Origin of the sequence: Ruegeria sp. HKCCSP346 (genome assembly GCF_017872595.1) — a bacterium.
GTDB lineage: Bacteria > Pseudomonadota > Alphaproteobacteria > Rhodobacterales > Rhodobacteraceae > Ruegeria.
The window spans coordinates 967694-982148 of the sequence record NZ_JAEDOT010000001.1 but is presented as its reverse complement, the minus strand read 5'-3'; the positions used below and the strand labels follow the sequence as shown (position 1 = coordinate 982148).

Below are 14455 nucleotides of genomic sequence, written 5' to 3'. Positions count from 1 at the left end.
AAATATCGCCCGAACCGCCGGTACGAGGTAGGCAAGAAATGACCCGCGCGCCTTATTTTCGGGCGCGAAGCGGGCAGTGAGGCGGACATGGCGAGTTACGATTTCTCGGGGCACCAAAGCCCCGGGCAGAATGATTACCCGAATCAAGCGCATTTCGAGGATGCGTATGACTATCCCGACGAGATGCAGGATTACGACGCGCCGCGCGGCGCGTTCGGACTGGGGCGGGCGGTCAATTTCCTGGGGGCTGTCGCATCGTTGGCACTGGTCGCCGGCGTCGGTATCTGGGGATACAAGCTTGTCATGCGGGATGTCAGCGGCGTGCCGGTCGTGCGTGCGGCCGAAGGGCCGATGCGGGTGCAGCCCGAAAACCCGGGCGGAACACCGGCCGATCATCAGGGCTTGGCCGTCAATGCCGTGGCCGCCAAGGGCAGTGCTGCCGCCCCGGCGGATCGTCTGATCCTTGCGCCGCGGCCGGTCTCGTTGACGGATGAAGACGTACCTGCCGCTGATCTGAAGCCGACACCGGCGCTGCATGTCGTGGAAAAGCCGATTTCAACCCAGGAAGCCGCCCGATTGCGCCAGAACGCAGTGGATGCGCTGGTTGCGGAATTGGCTGGTGAAGCAGCCAAAACGCAGCAAAACGCTGAGGATGGCGTGCAGGTGGCATCGCTGACCACCCCCGAGGAAGAACCCGCAATTGACCCGGCCGATTTCGCAGCCGCCTTGCCGGACCCGGCCATTGCCGCGCTGCCGGGCGTGCGCCGGTCCTTGCGCCCCTTGACCCGCCCGGCACGCGCCTCACGCAGCCGGGTGTCGCCAAGTGAGAATTCCGAAGACGCTATCAATGCTGCGGTGAAGGCTGCGGTTGGGTTGGATGTTGATCCTGATACGCTGGCGAAAGGCACGCGTCTGGCGCAGCTTGGGGCCTATGACAGCGTTCAGGTTGCCCAAACGGAATGGGATCGCCTGAACGGGAAGTTCAGCGAATATATGGCCGGAAAACAGCGCGTTATCCAGAAGACCTCAAGCGGTGGGCGCACCTTTTATCGCCTGCGCGTGCTGGGCTTTGAAGACCTGAGCGACTCGCGCCAGTTTTGTGCCGCGCTTGTTGCGCAAGGGGCTGATTGTATCCCGGTGGCCGTCAGGTGAAGTACGGTGCCGCGATCACCGATGCAGAGGACCTGCGCCTGACGCAACAGGAAAAAGACTTGTTTCGGCAGATGAACCCGTTCGGGTTCATTCTGTTCGCCCGCAACATCGAACACGCGGATCAGGTGCGCGCCTTGTGTGATGATTTCCGCGAGGCTGTCGGGCGCAATTGCCCGATCACCATCGATCAGGAAGGCGGCCGCGTGCAGCGCCTGCGGGCGCCGCTGGCCCGCGAATGGCTGCCTCCGTTGGATCACGTGGCCAATGCCGCCGAGCAGTCCGAGCGCGCCATGTATCTGAGGTACCGTCTGATTGCCGATGAATTGTTTGGTCTGGGCATCGACAGCAACTGTGCGCCCATGGTGGATGTCGCGCGTCCCGAGACGCACAAGTTTCTGAAGAACCGCTGTTATGACGCTGATCCTGAACGCGTTTCCAGAATTGGCAAAGCCGTGGCGCAGGGTCATCTGGATGGCGGTGTGTTGCCGGTGCTCAAACACATTCCGGGCCATGGACGCGCCACGTTGGACAGCCACCATGACTTGCCGCATGTGGATCTGCCCCTGGATGAGCTTGAGCGCAGCGATTTCGTGCCGTTCCGGGCCTTAAACGACCTGCCGATGGGGATGACTGCGCATTTGGTCTATGGCCGGATTGACCCGCAACCTGCCACCATCTCGGCAACCATGATGGATGTGATCCGCGACAGGATTGGCTTCGGCGGGCTGATCATGACCGATGACATCGGGATGAAGGCGCTCAGCGGAACGCCCGCTGAGGTGTCGCGGCAAGCCATAAGCGCGGGCTGTGACGTCGTTCTACACTGCAACGGAAGCTTTGCCGAGCGCGCCGAGGTGCTGGAAGCTGCCGGGGAAATGTCCGATGTGGCACAGGCCCGCGCAGAACGGGCGCTGGCGATGCGCAAAGCTCCGCAGGAACTTGACATCCCTGCCGCCGAGGCGGAACTATCTGCCCTAATGGGCGGGCAGGTATATGAACGATAATCTTTTCAGCGAAGACCCTGTCTCGGTCGCAGATCGTCTTGCGGCCGAAGCGCTGATCGTTGATGTCGATGGGTTCGAAGGCCCGCTGGACGTTCTTCTGACCCTGTCGCGCACGCAGAAGGTCGACCTTCGGAAAATCTCGGTTCTGGCGCTGGCGCAGCAATACCTTGCCTTTGTCGAAAAGGCGCGGGCGCTGCGGATCGAACTGGCCGCCGACTATCTGGTGATGGCGGCCTGGCTGGCCTTTTTGAAATCCCGCCTGCTGTTGCCGCCAGATCCGGATGACGAAGGACCATCGGGTGAGGAACTGGCCGCACATCTGGCGTTTCAGTTGGAACGTTTGCAGGCGATGCGCGATGCGGCTGCGCGGTTGATGGCGCGCGATCAGCTGGGGCGGGATTTCTTCAAACGCGGGCAGGGCGAAGATATCACCCGGATCCGCACCGTCACCTATTCCGCCACGCTGCTGGATCTGATGCAGGGCTATGCCCGCATCCGCACCCGTGATGAATTCCGCCCGTTTGTGATGGACCGCGATTCGGTATTCACCATGGAACAGGCACTGGAACGGATGCGCCCGCTGATCGGGTTTGCCGGGACATGGACCGACATGGAAACTTACCTGCCCGACGGCTGGGATTCCGACCCGGTACGGCGCAGGTCGGCAACGGCGGCGACCTTTGCGGCCTCGTTGGAACTGGTGAAAGAAGGACATATGGAAATCAAGCAGAGCGAGACATTCGCTCCGATCCAATTGCGCAAGAGGACCGAAACACGTGACTGATGCCCCTGAAGAGACCGGTACGCTGTTCGAGGCGCCTCCGCTGGCAGAGCAGGAGCGTATGGTCGAAGCCGTTCTGTTCGCCAGCGCCGAGCCGGTGACGATTGCGGATCTTGAGGCGCGGATGCCCCATGGCAGCGACGCGGCGCAAGCGGTTGAATTGCTTCAGAAACGGTATGAGGGGCGTGGCGTGCGCGTTGTGCGTGTAGGGGACGCCTGGGCCATCCGCACGGCCCCTGATCTGGGCTTTCTGATGCAGAAGGAAACGGTCGAGACGCGCAAACTCAGCCGCGCTGCGATCGAAACTCTGGCCATCGTGGCCTATCACCAACCCTGCACACGGGCCGAGATCGAGGAAATCCGGGGCGTGTCGGTCTCGCGCGGGACCATCGATCAGTTGCTTGAGATGGAATGGATCAAGCTGGGCCGCCGCCGCATGACGCCGGGCCGTCCGGTGACGTTTGTGGTGACGCCTGAGTTTCTGGATCATTTTGGCCTGGAGAACGCGCGCGACCTGCCAGGCCTGAAAGAACTGCGCGCCGCGGGATTGTTGGAGAATCGGCCCCCTCCGGGTGCGATCCCTTTGGGCGAAGGGCGCGAGGACGAAGTTGATGAAGACCAGAGCGAGTTGTTCGAAGAAGATTGATCGAACAGCCCTTTTGTTGCCGCATAAAGCGTCTATCTTTGAGCGTGCGGACGCGGAGTTGAGCGATGAATGCAAACCGGATCATCGACATGATTGTGCGCCAGGTCATGCGCCGTCTGGTCAACAAAGGTGTGAACAAGGGTATCGATCTGGCCAGCCGAAAGGGCGGCGGATCCGGCACATCGAATGGGCCCGGAAAAACCAGTGCACCGCGACATGCGCAGAACCTCAGGCACGCACAGCGCGTGACCCGTCAAATGCGCCGGTTCATGAAGTTCTAGGGGTCAGCTTGCGGCTTTGAAGTGCTTTGACAGTTTCAGGCCCTGACCCTGATAGTTCGAGGCAATGCCCGCACCATAAAGCTGCGTCGGCATTTCAGCCATTTTCTCATAGACCAGACGCCCGACGACCTGTCCGTGTTCCAGCACGAATGGCGCTTCGTGGCAGCGCACCTCAAGCACGCCACGGGAACCGGCCCCCCCGGCAGCGGCATGGCCAAAACCGGGATCGAAGAACCCTGCATAGTGCACTCTGAACTCACCAACCATCGCCAGATAAGGCGCCATTTCAGCCGCGAACATCGGTGGTATGTGCACCGCCTCGCGGCTGACAAGGATATAGAACGCGCCGGGGTCCAGGATGATGCAACCATCTTTGGTGCGCACCTCTTCCCAATAGTCTTGCGGATCGTATTCACCGATTCGATCCAGATCGATCACCCCGGTATGAGGTTTGGCGCGATAGCCCACCAGATCGGTCTCGGGCAGTTGCAGGTCGACCGAAAAGCCCAGACCGTCCTGAATGACGGCAGGTCCGTCCACAAGCGGAGATTCGGCATGCAAGGACCTCAGTTCCGCATCGGACAATACGGCCTGACCCTGGCGGAAACGAATCTGATTCAGACGCATCCCGGGACGAACCAGAACCGAGAACGAGCGCGGGCAGATTTCGGCATAAAGTGGGCCTGTGTAACCTGCGGGCACGCGGTCGAACTCGGTGCCGCCATCAGTGATCGTCCGCGTCAGAAGGTCCAGCCGCCCGGTCGAGCTTTTGGCGTTGGCCACGGCGCTCATGCTGTCGGGCAGGGCAAGCGATTCCATCAGGGGCACCAGATAGACGCAGCCCTTTTCCAGAACCGCGCCATCCGAGATATCGATGCGGTGCATCTCAAACTCGGTCAAGCGATCCGTGACAGTCCGGCCTTCGCCCGCAAGAAACGAGGCGCGTACACGGTAAGCCACTGTTCCCAGTCGTAAATCAAGGCTGGCAGGTTGAATCTGGGCAGGCAGAACCTCTGGGTCGGCGGTGATCTCACCGCGCGCGATCATCGCCTCTAGCTGTTGGTTTGGGCAAACACCTGTCATCTCGATCCCCCCTGGTGCCAGAGCGGGATCTGGCCTGTATGCCATAAACGTCGGTGTAATTTGGTCGGGCTAGCAGGACTCGAACCTGCGACCTTCCGTCCCCCAGACGGACGCGCTACCAGGCTGCGCCATAGCCCGACGTTGGGGTGTTCATAAAGATTTTCCCGGCAGGGGCAAGAGGAAATCAATGCCTTTTGTCCTAACCCGTCGCCTGTGTTTCAACCCGGTCCAGCCAGCGGCGCAGATCTTTTGCAATCGGTGCGATGCGCCGCAGCAGGTCGTCATCAAAATCTGTCTGTTTCCACGCAAGCGACGCGATTCCACCCATCAAGGGCGCGGCATCCAGTTCGGGCTCTGGCTCCGGCTGTGACGCGTCAGAGGCGCGTGCGTTTTTCTGCGCATCGTCCTTACCGGTTGGCTGGATCGGGTCGCGCAGATCCATGCGAATCTGTTCCGTGGCTGCGGCGGGCTTTGGTTCGAACGGCACCACGGTGTCCTGGGCAGGCGCAATCGGGGCTGGGCCGGGATCGTCCAGGGAAGGGGACAGCGCCGCGACATGTGCGACGCCTTGTTCGCGCAGGATACGCTGGACACCTTTGATCGTGATTCCGTCTTCGTGGAGCAGTTTTTTGATCCCGCCCAAAAGACGCATATCATTTGGGCGATAATATCTGCGCCCACCTGCGCGTTTGACGGGCTTTACCTGCGTGAACCGGCTTTCCCAGAAACGCAAAACATGAGCCTGAACACCGAGCCAGTCCGCAACTTCGCTTATGGTGCGAAAGGCATCGGGGGACTTACTCATAACCTGGACGTCCTGAACTTACTTGCGGTTCCCGGCTGCGACGCGATCTTTCATCAGATGCGACGGGCGGAAAGTCAGCACACGGCGCGGCTGAATCGGGACTTCTTCGCCGGTTTTGGGGTTGCGACCGACACGGGCAGTCTTGTCGCGAACACTGAATGTGCCGAAAGACGAGATCTTCACCTGTTCACCACGCACCAAGGCGTCGGACATGTGGTTCAGAACGCTTTCAACCAGCTGCGCACTTTCGTTCCGTGACAGACCTACCTCACGAAAGACGGCTTCGCTCAGGTCCATTCGAGTCAGTGTTTTGTCGCCCATGCTAATTCCCCTGTTGCTATTGAAGCATATGGGTATGGCAAATTCGCTGTCAATATCAATGAATTGCGGGCGGCTGTGTAAGCCGGTTTGCGCCGGTTACCAGCGCAGAACCACTGCGCCCCAGGCCAGACCGCCGCCAATGGCTTCGGTCACGATCAGATCACCCGGCTTGATCTGTCCGCGCTGCTTGCCCACGGACAGGGCCAATGGGATGGATGCGGCCGAGGTGTTTCCGTGATCCTGAACGGTCACAACCACATTTTCCATCGGCAGGTTCATTTTTTTGGCGGTGCCCTGAATGATGCGGATATTGGCCTGATGCGGCACGATCCAATCCACGTCGGAATTGCCCAGCCCCGCTCGTTCCAACGCTGTTTCCGCTGTTTTTGTAAGCTTTTCAACGGCATGGCGGAAAACCTGATTGCCCTGCATACGCAGATGTCCGGTGGATTGTGTCGAAACGCCGCCATCGACATAGAGAAGATCCTTGTAGCGCCCGTCCGAATTCAGGTCGGTTGCCAGAATACCGCGGTCCTCGGCGGTGCCTTTGCCCTCTTGGGCCTCCAGCACCACTGCACCGGCGCCATCGCCGAAAAGAACACAGGTGGACCGATCGGTCCAATCCATGATCCGTGAGAAAGTCTCGGCCCCGATCACCAGCACGCGTTTGGCCTGACCTGAAACAATCAACGCATTTGCGTTGGACAGTGCAAAAACGAATCCGGCGCAAACAGCCTGCACGTCAAAGGCAAAACCCTTGGTCATGCCCAGCCGTGCCTGAACCATGGTGGCGGCCGAAGGAAAGGTCAGATCCGCCGTTGAAGTCGCCAGTACGATTGCGTCAATATCATCCGCCGTCAGGCCTGCGTCGGCCAGCGCAGCTTGGGCGGCATTGGTGGCCAGATCGGATGTCGTCTCGTCCTCGGCTGCAAAATGGCGGCGTTCGATCCCCGAGCGGGTCTTTATCCATTCGTCGGTTGTGTCCAGGGTTTTTTCAAACTCGGAATTGGGGACAACGCGCTCAGGCAAATAATGCCCGACACCTACTACAACTGAACGGCCTGCCATTTTCCGGTACTGCCTTTTTTGTTATTTATCTGTTTGCGGCGCTGATTGCGCGGCATCTTGTGCAAGCTGGGCAGTGGATGCAACCCGCGCAGCCAATTTTTCGGAAAAGCCGGACTGCGCCAAAGTGAAGGCCAGTTTGATTGCAGCTGACACGCCTGTCGCGTCAGCGCCGCCGTGGGATTTCACCACGGTGCCGTTCAGCCCCAGAAACACACCACCATTCACGCGTCGCGGGTCGATCCGTTTCTTCAAACGGTTCAGCGACGTGATAGCCAGAATCGAGGCCAATCGGGATAGCGGGGAGTATTTGAACGCTTGCCGCAGCAGGTCGCCGATCAGGCTTGCCGTACCTTCGCCGGTCTTGATCGCGACGTTGCCGGTAAAGCCATCGGTTACAATGACATCCGCCTTGTCACCGGGGATGTCGCTGCCTTCGACGAAACCCACGAAATCGAAATTCGCCTGTTCCGCGAAGCCCGCGATCATCAAGTGCGCTTCTTTCAGTTCGGCGCGCCCCTTGTGTTCTTCAGTGCCGACATTCAGCAGCCCGATCCGAGGGCGGTTCAGGGCCAAACCGTTGCGCGCGTAAGAGGCGCCCATCAGGGCGTATTGCAGCAAGTCCTTGGCGTCGGCGCGCACATCTGCGCCGACATCCAGCATCACGTTGAACCCCTGAGGGTTGCGCGAGGGCCACAGTATCGCGATGGCCGGTCGGTTCACGCCCGGTAGTTTGCGCAGGCGCATCATCGACAGGGCCATCAGCGCACCGGTATTGCCGCAGGACACCGCGCCATGGGCTTCGCCCTGGCGTACCGCTTCCAGCGTGGACCACATCGAGGTCTCTTTGCCGTTGCGCACGACCTGACTGGGTTTGTCCTCCATCGTGACCACGCCCGAGCAATCACGAAAAACGACGCGCCCCTCAAGGACACGCCGTTTGGCGACAAGCTTGCGCAATACCTGTTCGGGCCCGTGCAGCAAGAACCTGATGTTCGGGTTCTTGTCGGCCGATTTCGCAAGACCGGCAACAACGACAGAGGGACCTGCGTCCCCACCCATAGCGTCGACCGAGATGGTTATCCGTCCGGCGTGCGTGGGCTGTTCAGTCATGCCTTGGTCTGCGCTCGATCAGGCTTAGGCTGCGTCTTCGTCCAGATCGATTTCATCGGCCTGAGCGACGACTTCGCGATCATCATAGTGGCCGCAGGATGCACAAACGTGGTGTGGGCGCTTCAGCTCGCCGCAGTTCGGGCATTCGTTCGGGTTTGCAGCAACCAGAGCGTCGTGTGCGCGGCGGTTGTTGCGACGCGACTTGGAAACTTTGTTCTGTTGGACGGCCATGGTCTCAACCTTTGTCTGACTGGGGGTCGCAGATTCGCTGCCGACCCGGGTTTCGTAGTTCGTTTATCGTGGTTTGACGCGCGTTTAGGCGACGGGCCCCGCAATGTCCAACCCTAAATCCGATGAGCGCGCGAAAATACTGCGATTCTCGGTATGTTCAAGCGATTTTTCTGACCGCCTGCTATGACAGGAAATCTGCGTTCTGTCACTCGTCTTTTTTGAGCGTATCGCGCAATCCTGCCAATCCGGCGAAAGGTTTGGCGTCTTCGTCGGTCATCGCCGGTTTTCCGGGTTCGGTATAGTCTGCCTGACCCAGTTCCGCACCCTCCTTGCGCGGGTATTGTGGCAGGGCCAGCGACAGCGCCTCGACCATCACTAATGCGGGGTCGATTTCCGGGCCCAAGGGCTCGGATTCGTCATCCTGCGGAATTTCGAACTCGGGTTCATCGGGGTCGGTCCAATCGGCCAGAAAGGTGCGATGCACGGAAATGTCGATCCGGGTCGTGACCGGCTCGAGCGTCACGACACAGGGTTGGATCACGGTTGCACCGAGTTTGCCGTTGAGAACCCAGTCGCGCTTGCCCTGTGCGCGAAGCTCGCCGGAAAAGCTGAGTTTGCGCAGCCCTAGCAGCCCCAGATCCTGCCTGATCTCATCCAATTCGGCGCTTGCGGGGCGCAGTTCAAAGGGTGTCGGGGCGTTTTGGGGCAGGTCAGCCACCCGAAATGATGTAACGTTGCCCATTCGTGAGCCTTTCTATGTGTTGAACCGTGGCAGCGGTTTCTGTAATCGGATAGAAGCCGCAAGAGGCCAAGGCAAGAGGGTGTGCATGTTGAAGGTAGTGAACCGGTTGAAACCAGCGACGAAATCGCTTGTGTTTGTTGCCTGTCTGGCTGCGGCCGGGGCCTGTACGCCGATCTACAAGAATCACGGCTATGTGCCTCCGGCCGAGGAACTGGCCGAAATCAAAGTGGGCGTGGATACGCGTGACAGCGTGGAAGAAGCCATCGGCGCACCGGGTGCGTCCGGGGTCGTGCGGGATTCGGGCTATTACTATGTCCGCTCGCGGGTCCGCCATTACGGCCCGAAACGGCCCGAAGTGGTGGCGCGCGAACTGGTCGCCATCAGCTTTGATCAGCGTGGAGTCGTCAGAAACATCGAGCGTTTTGGCCTGGAAGACGGCATCGTGATTCCGCTGGAACGCCGTGTGACCGATTCCAACGTTCAGGACAAAGGCTTCCTGCGACAGCTGTTGGGCAATATCGGCAACTTCAACCCGGCCAATATTCCTGGCGCCAACTGATCGCGGCGGAACCTTGCGTTGGTCACAAGGCGGTCACATGTCTTGTGTTAACGGTGTCGTGCCGACACTCGTGGGTCGGCACCCATGGAGGACGCGACCGTGGCGGCGGCAGTTATGTTAAGCAAGGGGCGCTATCGCGCCCGTATGGCGGAATCGGCCGAGGATATCAGGGCCGCACAAAGCCTGCGGACATTGGCATTCGGCACCCGGCAACCGGACGTTGACGCTTTTGACGCGCAATGCAGCCATGTCCTGGTTGAAGATATGCGATCCGCCGGGCAGTTGGTCTGCTGCTTTCGGATGCTGACAATGGAACATGGCGGTGAAATCGGACGCAGCTATTCAGCACAGTTCTACGACCTGAGTTCGTTGGCAGGGTTCAGTGGCCGCATGGTCGAGATGGGCAGGTTTTGCGTTCATCCGGGCCTGAACGATCCTGACATTCTGCGTGTCGCCTGGGGTGCAATGACGTCCTATGTCGATCAACACAATGTTCAGATGCTGTTTGGATGTTCGTCGTTTGCCGGGACCGAAACCGGGCGATACCTTGATGCCTTTGCGATGCTCAAACATCGCCACCTGGCCCCGAAACGGTGGTTGCCGCGGGTCAAGGCTCCGGACGTGTTCCGCTTTGCCGCACGTCTGCGGCGCCGGCCGGATGCGAAAAAGGCCATGTCGCGCATGCCGCCCCTGTTGCGAACCTATCTGATGATGGGGGGGTGGGTGAGTGATCACGCGGTTGTGGATCGTCACATGAACACGTTGCATGTGTTTACCGGGCTTGAAATCGGGGCGATCCCGCCGGCCCGAAGACGCCTGTTTCGGGCATTGGCCGTTTAAGGTGAGTATTTCCGAAAAGGTGAAAACAGGGCGTTGACGCAGTGTGGCCGCCGGTTTAGCTGGCGGGCATGGCGAGAATTCCTTTGTTGCAGATGTCCGGCATATCCCTGACTTTCGGGGGCGAACCGGTGTTTTCCGAACTGGATCTGGTGGTACAGCCCGGTGACCGCGTGGCGCTGGTTGGGCGCAACGGGTCGGGCAAATCCACGCTGATGAAAGTGATGGCCGGCCTGGTCGAGGCTGACCGCGGTGAAATTGTCGTGCCGCCCGGAAAATCCGTGGGCTATATGGAGCAGGACCCGACGATGGAGGGCTTTGCCACCCTGGGCGACTATGCGTCGAGCGGTTTGGAGCCGGGGGAGCTCTACAAGGTTGAACGGGCGGGTGCGGGGCTGAAATTCGATCCTGCGCGCCCGGTTGAGACTGCTTCGGGCGGTGAAAGGCGGCGGGCGGCATTGGCCAAGCTGATGGCCGAGGCACCGGACCTGATGCTGCTGGACGAACCGACCAACCATCTGGATATCGAAGCCATCGCGTGGCTGGAGCGCGAGCTTGGCTCGACACGTGCAGCGTTTGTGCTGATCTCGCACGACCGGGCCTTTTTACGGGCACTGACGCGGGCGACACTTTGGATTGATCGGGGCGCTGTCCGACGGCAGGAGCAAGGTTTTGACGCGTTCGAAGCTTGGCGGGACAAGATCTGGGAAGAAGAAGACCAGCAGCGTCACAAGCTGAACCGTCTGATCAAGTCCGAGGCCAAATGGGCGGTTGAGGGCATTAGCGCCCGACGCAAACGCAATCAGGGCCGGGTGCGGGCCCTACAGGCGCTGCGGGCCGAAAAGGCGGCACAGATCAAGCGTCAGGGTTCCGCTGCGATGACGCTGGAGGCCGGGCCAAAATCGGGCCGCAAGGTGATCGAGGTCAAAGGGCTGGCCAAAGGGTTCGGCGACAAGCAGATCGTTCGGAATTTTGATCTGCTGGTGCAGCGCGGTGATCGTGTGGCCTTTGTCGGGCCGAACGGGGTCGGCAAGACGACCTTGCTGAAGATGCTTCTTGGGCAGGTGGAGCCGGACGAAGGCTCGGTGTCACTGGGTACCAATCTTGAGGTTGCGGTGTTCGATCAGACCCGTGCGCAACTGGACCCCGAGATGAGCTTGTGGGACAGCCTGACCGGCGACCCGGATATGCGGGTTTCCGGCAAGGCCGATCAGGTGATGGTTGGGGGGCAGCCCAAACATGTCGTGGGCTATCTCAAGGAATTCCTGTTTGACGAGCGGCAGGCAAGGGCGGCTGTCAAATCCTTGTCGGGTGGGGAAAAGGCTCGGTTGCTGCTGGCCAAGTTGATGGCAAAATCTTCCAATCTTCTGGTGCTGGACGAACCGACCAACGATCTGGATGTCGAAACGCTGGATCTATTGCAGGAACTGCTGGACGACTACGACGGAACGGTTCTGCTGGTCAGCCACGACCGGGATTTTCTGGACCGCGTTGCAACGACGACCATCGCGATGGAAGGCAACGGGCGGGCGACCGTCTATGCCGGCGGCTGGTCCGACTATATTGCGCAGCGGGGCGAAGTTTCCGTGAAAAAAGACATCAAGACAAAGCTTTCCAAGCCGAAGGTGAAGCAGGAAGCAAAAGCCAGATCGGGATTATCCTTTTCCGAGAAGCACCGTCTGGAAAAGCTGCCGGCCGAGATTGAACGGCTGGAGGCCGAGATTGCAAAGCTCGAAGAATTGATGTCCGACCCCGAGCTGTTTACCCGCGAGCCGGTCAAGTTCCAGAAAGCGTCCGAGGCGCTTGTCGAACGGCAAGACAAGTTGTCGGCGGCCGAAGAGGAATGGCTGACACTGGAAGAGAAAGCCCAGGCTGAGTAGACGCCAACTGCGCGCGCCTTATCAGGCGGCGTGGAAAAGCTGCTGAAAAACCGGAGTTCGCCTGCTGCTTCGGTTTTGCCGGGGACCGGGCCAGCCGATCCGCGCCATTTCGTTCAGCTTGATTCGGCTGCGACCCCGTCGATCGTTTTCATGCGAGTGGCGAGATGAAGCGCGTTCAAATGCGTCTGCCACGGTTCGCGGCTGTTCCAAATTGCATGGAAGGCAACGACACCGGGATATGTCGCAACCACATGCGGGTCGTTTTGTGTGCATTCTTCTTCGGCTTAGGCGATGTCTCTTTCGAGTTCGGCGCAGTCGAAATCCACCTTGCCCGGGCGCCCCTCCTTGGGGACACGTTGACCCGGCGCGGCCTGATCAAAAAAAAACAGGCGCTACGCCCCGCGAACAAGGCCCTGGTGGATTGGCGGAAGAGCAGGGTTATCGGCGGGCGCGTATCGGCCGGGCAGGGTTGCCAACCACGGTCTCGCCGGCGGGAACGTCTTTTGTCACCACGCTGCCCGCACCGATGATGGCATGGTCGCCGATCGTAACGCCCGGCATGATGATCGCGGCCCCGCCGATCCAGACGTTGTCGCCGACCCTGACTGGGTGGGCAACTTCGAGGCCTTGAGCGCGCAAGGCAGGATCTTTCGCGTGTTCGGCGCAATAGATCTGCACCGCAGGTCCAAGCATCGTGTCATTCCCAATCGTCACCGGCGCGGTGTCGAGCACGACACAGCCTGCGTTGAAAAACACGCGGTCTCCCAACGACAGGTTTATTCCGTAGGCACAGTGAAACGGAGCCTCGAGAAAGCTATCCTGACCAAAGCCCGCGAACAGGGCTGCCAGTTCCGGCGCGATGGCCCCACGGGCATCCGGCGGGCATGTGTTATGGGCATGAACGGCCCGGCGCGCTTCGGCGCGGAGCGCATCCAGTTCCGGGTCAAGGCAGCAATACCATTCACCCGCTTCCATTTTCTGCCGCTCGGTCATGAGCCCCGGTTTAGCGCATACGCAGGGCACCGTCGATGCGGATGACCTCACCGTTCAGATAGCCCATCTCGACGATAAAGCCGGCCAGTCGTCCGTACTCATGCGGATCGCCAAGGCGGGCAGGGTTCGGGACGTCGGCGGCAAGCTGTTGTTGCACCTCTTCGGGCAGGCCCGCCAGCATCGGGGTCATGAAAATGCCCGGCGCGATGGTCATGACGCGAATGCCGGTCGAGGCCAGGTCGCGGGCCATCGGCAGCGTCATGCCCACGACGCCGCCCTTCGAGGCCGCATAGGCCGCCTGACCCTTTTGCCCGTCATACGCAGCGATCGAGGCGGTGTTGATGATCACCCCGCGTGCCCCGTCTGGTTCGGGTTCATTCTTTGCCATTTCGGCAGCGGCCAGCCGGGACACGTTGAAGGTGCCAACCAGATTGATGTCGATCGTACGCTGGAAAGCATCCAGAGGGTGAGGGCCATCCTTGCCGACGGTCTTGATACCATAGGCGATACCGGCGCAATTCACCGTGGCCGTGATCTTGCCCATCTTGTCCATGCCGTGGCGCACGGCTGCGGCCACCGACTCTTGGTCGGTTACATCCGTTTGCGCGAAATGCCCGCCAATCTCGGCGGCGACCTGTGCGCCACGATCCGCATCACGATCCAGAATGGTGACCTGCGCGCCTTCCGAGGCGAAGTGGCGTGCCGTGGCTTCGCCAAGACCGGATGCGCCTCCGGTAATGAGGGCGGCAGTGGTGGACAGGTGCATGGTGAACTCCTCCCAAGGATATGAACACTTGTTCAATAACTGCATTTTGGGGCCAGAGTCCACATATTTGAGAAGGCAGGAACTTGGTTGGCGGGTAGGGTCCTTGGCCCCGATTTTTCGGCCGATCCTCAACAATACTTAATGCCGACTTCACGAAAACGCGCCTGTTCGTGAGCGAAGAACTCGGCGCCTTTGT

Annotated in this window: 17 protein-coding genes and 1 tRNA gene; 8 read left to right on the top strand and 10 right to left on the bottom strand. The window is 60.1% G+C overall.

Features of this window, described 5'->3' with window-relative positions; translation table 11 throughout:
• Window positions 1-87 precede the first annotated feature (87 nt).
• The 5 genes from I9185_RS04915 (at window position 88) to I9185_RS04895 (ending at window position 3864) form a co-directional block, all read left to right on the top strand.
• On the top strand, window positions 88-1152 hold the full coding sequence (locus tag I9185_RS04915) for an SPOR domain-containing protein (protein WP_210092471.1): 1065 nt from the start codon (window positions 88-90) through the stop codon (window positions 1150-1152).
• Complete coding sequence (nagZ, locus tag I9185_RS04910) at window positions 1149-2156, top strand: beta-N-acetylhexosaminidase (RefSeq protein ID WP_210092470.1); 1008 nt, start codon at window positions 1149-1151, stop codon at window positions 2154-2156. Before I9185_RS04915 ends, nagZ begins: the two co-directional genes overlap by 4 nt.
• Window positions 2146-2940, top strand: coding sequence for a ScpA family protein (locus tag I9185_RS04905; protein ID WP_171204907.1), 795 nt, complete (start codon window positions 2146-2148; stop codon window positions 2938-2940). Before nagZ ends, I9185_RS04905 begins: the two co-directional genes overlap by 11 nt.
• Complete coding sequence (gene scpB / locus I9185_RS04900) at window positions 2933-3583, top strand: SMC-Scp complex subunit ScpB (RefSeq protein ID WP_171631878.1); 651 nt, start codon at window positions 2933-2935, stop codon at window positions 3581-3583. The genes I9185_RS04905 and scpB overlap by 8 nt, the downstream gene beginning before the upstream one ends.
• A 65-nt stretch (window positions 3584-3648) precedes the next feature.
• On the top strand, window positions 3649-3864 hold the full coding sequence (locus I9185_RS04895) for a hypothetical protein (protein ID WP_171723108.1): 216 nt from the start codon (window positions 3649-3651) through the stop codon (window positions 3862-3864).
• A 3-nt stretch (window positions 3865-3867) separates the two neighbouring features.
• Here the strand turns inward: I9185_RS04895 and I9185_RS04890 are convergent, their stop codons facing one another.
• The 8 genes from I9185_RS04890 to I9185_RS04855 all read right to left on the bottom strand — a co-directional run bounded on the left by I9185_RS04890 (window position 3868) and on the right by I9185_RS04855 (window position 9224).
• Window positions 3868-4947, bottom strand: coding sequence for a 2'-deoxycytidine 5'-triphosphate deaminase (locus I9185_RS04890; RefSeq protein WP_171723109.1), 1080 nt, complete (start codon window positions 4945-4947; stop codon window positions 3868-3870).
• A 61-nt stretch (window positions 4948-5008) separates the two neighbouring features.
• Window positions 5009-5085, bottom strand: a tRNA-Pro gene (locus I9185_RS04885).
• 61 nt (window positions 5086-5146) lie between these two features.
• On the bottom strand, window positions 5147-5752 hold the full coding sequence (locus I9185_RS04880) for a MerR family transcriptional regulator (RefSeq protein WP_171723110.1): 606 nt from the start codon (window positions 5750-5752) through the stop codon (window positions 5147-5149).
• Window positions 5753-5770: 18 nt separating this feature from the next.
• Window positions 5771-6073 (bottom strand): integration host factor subunit alpha, encoded by a 303-nt coding sequence (gene ihfA / locus I9185_RS04875; RefSeq protein WP_152458234.1) that lies wholly within the window; start codon window positions 6071-6073, stop codon window positions 5771-5773.
• Window positions 6074-6169: 96 nt separating this feature from the next.
• Window positions 6170-7141, bottom strand: a complete 972-nt coding sequence (locus I9185_RS04870; RefSeq protein ID WP_171723111.1) for a beta-ketoacyl-ACP synthase III — start codon at window positions 7139-7141, stop codon at window positions 6170-6172.
• Between the two features lie 21 nt (window positions 7142-7162).
• The gene (gene plsX, locus I9185_RS04865; protein ID WP_171723112.1) at window positions 7163-8251 is read right to left on the bottom strand and encodes a phosphate acyltransferase PlsX; all 1089 of its coding nucleotides are present in this window, start codon (window positions 8249-8251) and stop codon (window positions 7163-7165) included.
• A gap of 24 nt (window positions 8252-8275) precedes the next feature.
• The gene (gene rpmF, locus I9185_RS04860) at window positions 8276-8482 is read right to left on the bottom strand and encodes a 50S ribosomal protein L32 (RefSeq protein ID WP_008756996.1); all 207 of its coding nucleotides are present in this window, start codon (window positions 8480-8482) and stop codon (window positions 8276-8278) included.
• A gap of 205 nt (window positions 8483-8687) precedes the next feature.
• Complete coding sequence (locus tag I9185_RS04855; RefSeq protein ID WP_210092469.1) at window positions 8688-9224, bottom strand: DUF177 domain-containing protein; 537 nt, start codon at window positions 9222-9224, stop codon at window positions 8688-8690.
• An 85-nt stretch (window positions 9225-9309) separates the two neighbouring features.
• Between I9185_RS04855 and bamE the strand changes: the two genes are divergently transcribed.
• The 3 genes from bamE to I9185_RS04840 all read left to right on the top strand — a co-directional run bounded on the left by bamE (window position 9310) and on the right by I9185_RS04840 (window position 12500).
• A complete protein-coding gene (gene bamE / locus I9185_RS04850; protein ID WP_171167760.1) occupies window positions 9310-9783 on the top strand; it encodes an outer membrane protein assembly factor BamE in 474 nt (157 codons plus the stop codon).
• Between the two features lie 84 nt (window positions 9784-9867).
• Window positions 9868-10623 (top strand): GNAT family N-acyltransferase, encoded by a 756-nt coding sequence (locus tag I9185_RS04845; RefSeq protein WP_210092468.1) that lies wholly within the window; start codon window positions 9868-9870, stop codon window positions 10621-10623.
• 68 nt (window positions 10624-10691) lie between these two features.
• Window positions 10692-12500: an ATP-binding cassette domain-containing protein gene (locus tag I9185_RS04840; protein ID WP_245223407.1), complete on the top strand. Its 1809-nt coding sequence runs from the start codon at window positions 10692-10694 to the stop codon at window positions 12498-12500.
• A 438-nt stretch (window positions 12501-12938) separates the two neighbouring features.
• On the opposite strand, the gene I9185_RS04835 is transcribed toward I9185_RS04840, so the two are convergent.
• The gene (locus I9185_RS04835) at window positions 12939-13493 is read right to left on the bottom strand and encodes a sugar O-acetyltransferase (RefSeq protein WP_210092467.1); all 555 of its coding nucleotides are present in this window, start codon (window positions 13491-13493) and stop codon (window positions 12939-12941) included.
• 10 nt (window positions 13494-13503) lie between these two features.
• Window positions 13504-14259, bottom strand: a complete 756-nt coding sequence (locus tag I9185_RS04830) for a 3-hydroxyacyl-CoA dehydrogenase (protein WP_171723115.1) — start codon at window positions 14257-14259, stop codon at window positions 13504-13506.
• Window positions 14260-14455 lie beyond the last annotated feature (196 nt).

Bases quoted from the DNA above. Each gene is read 5' to 3' on its own strand.
- I9185_RS04830 (WP_171723115.1), bottom strand. From the start codon at position 14,259: ATGCACCTGTCCACCACTGCCGCCCTCATTACCGGAGGCGCATCCGGT.
- I9185_RS04840 (WP_245223407.1), top strand. From the start codon at position 10,692: ATGGCGAGAATTCCTTTGTTGCAGATGTCCGGCATATCCCTGACTTTC.
- I9185_RS04890 (WP_171723109.1), bottom strand. From the start codon at position 4,947: ATGACAGGTGTTTGCCCAAACCAACAGCTAGAGGCGATGATCGCGCGC.
- plsX (WP_171723112.1), bottom strand. From the start codon at position 8,251: ATGACTGAACAGCCCACGCACGCCGGACGGATAACCATCTCGGTCGAC.
- I9185_RS04870 (WP_171723111.1), bottom strand. From the start codon at position 7,141: ATGGCAGGCCGTTCAGTTGTAGTAGGTGTCGGGCATTATTTGCCTGAG.
- I9185_RS04845 (WP_210092468.1), top strand. From the start codon at position 9,868: ATGGAGGACGCGACCGTGGCGGCGGCAGTTATGTTAAGCAAGGGGCGC.
- I9185_RS04915 (WP_210092471.1), top strand. From the start codon at position 88: ATGGCGAGTTACGATTTCTCGGGGCACCAAAGCCCCGGGCAGAATGAT.
- I9185_RS04880 (WP_171723110.1), bottom strand. From the start codon at position 5,752: ATGAGTAAGTCCCCCGATGCCTTTCGCACCATAAGCGAAGTTGCGGAC.
- I9185_RS04895 (WP_171723108.1), top strand. From the start codon at position 3,649: ATGAATGCAAACCGGATCATCGACATGATTGTGCGCCAGGTCATGCGC.
- I9185_RS04905 (WP_171204907.1), top strand. From the start codon at position 2,146: ATGAACGATAATCTTTTCAGCGAAGACCCTGTCTCGGTCGCAGATCGT.
- bamE (WP_171167760.1), top strand. From the start codon at position 9,310: ATGTTGAAGGTAGTGAACCGGTTGAAACCAGCGACGAAATCGCTTGTG.
- ihfA (WP_152458234.1), bottom strand. From the start codon at position 6,073: ATGGGCGACAAAACACTGACTCGAATGGACCTGAGCGAAGCCGTCTTT.
- I9185_RS04855 (WP_210092469.1), bottom strand. From the start codon at position 9,224: ATGGGCAACGTTACATCATTTCGGGTGGCTGACCTGCCCCAAAACGCC.
- rpmF (WP_008756996.1), bottom strand. From the start codon at position 8,482: ATGGCCGTCCAACAGAACAAAGTTTCCAAGTCGCGTCGCAACAACCGC.
- I9185_RS04835 (WP_210092467.1), bottom strand. From the start codon at position 13,493: ATGACCGAGCGGCAGAAAATGGAAGCGGGTGAATGGTATTGCTGCCTT.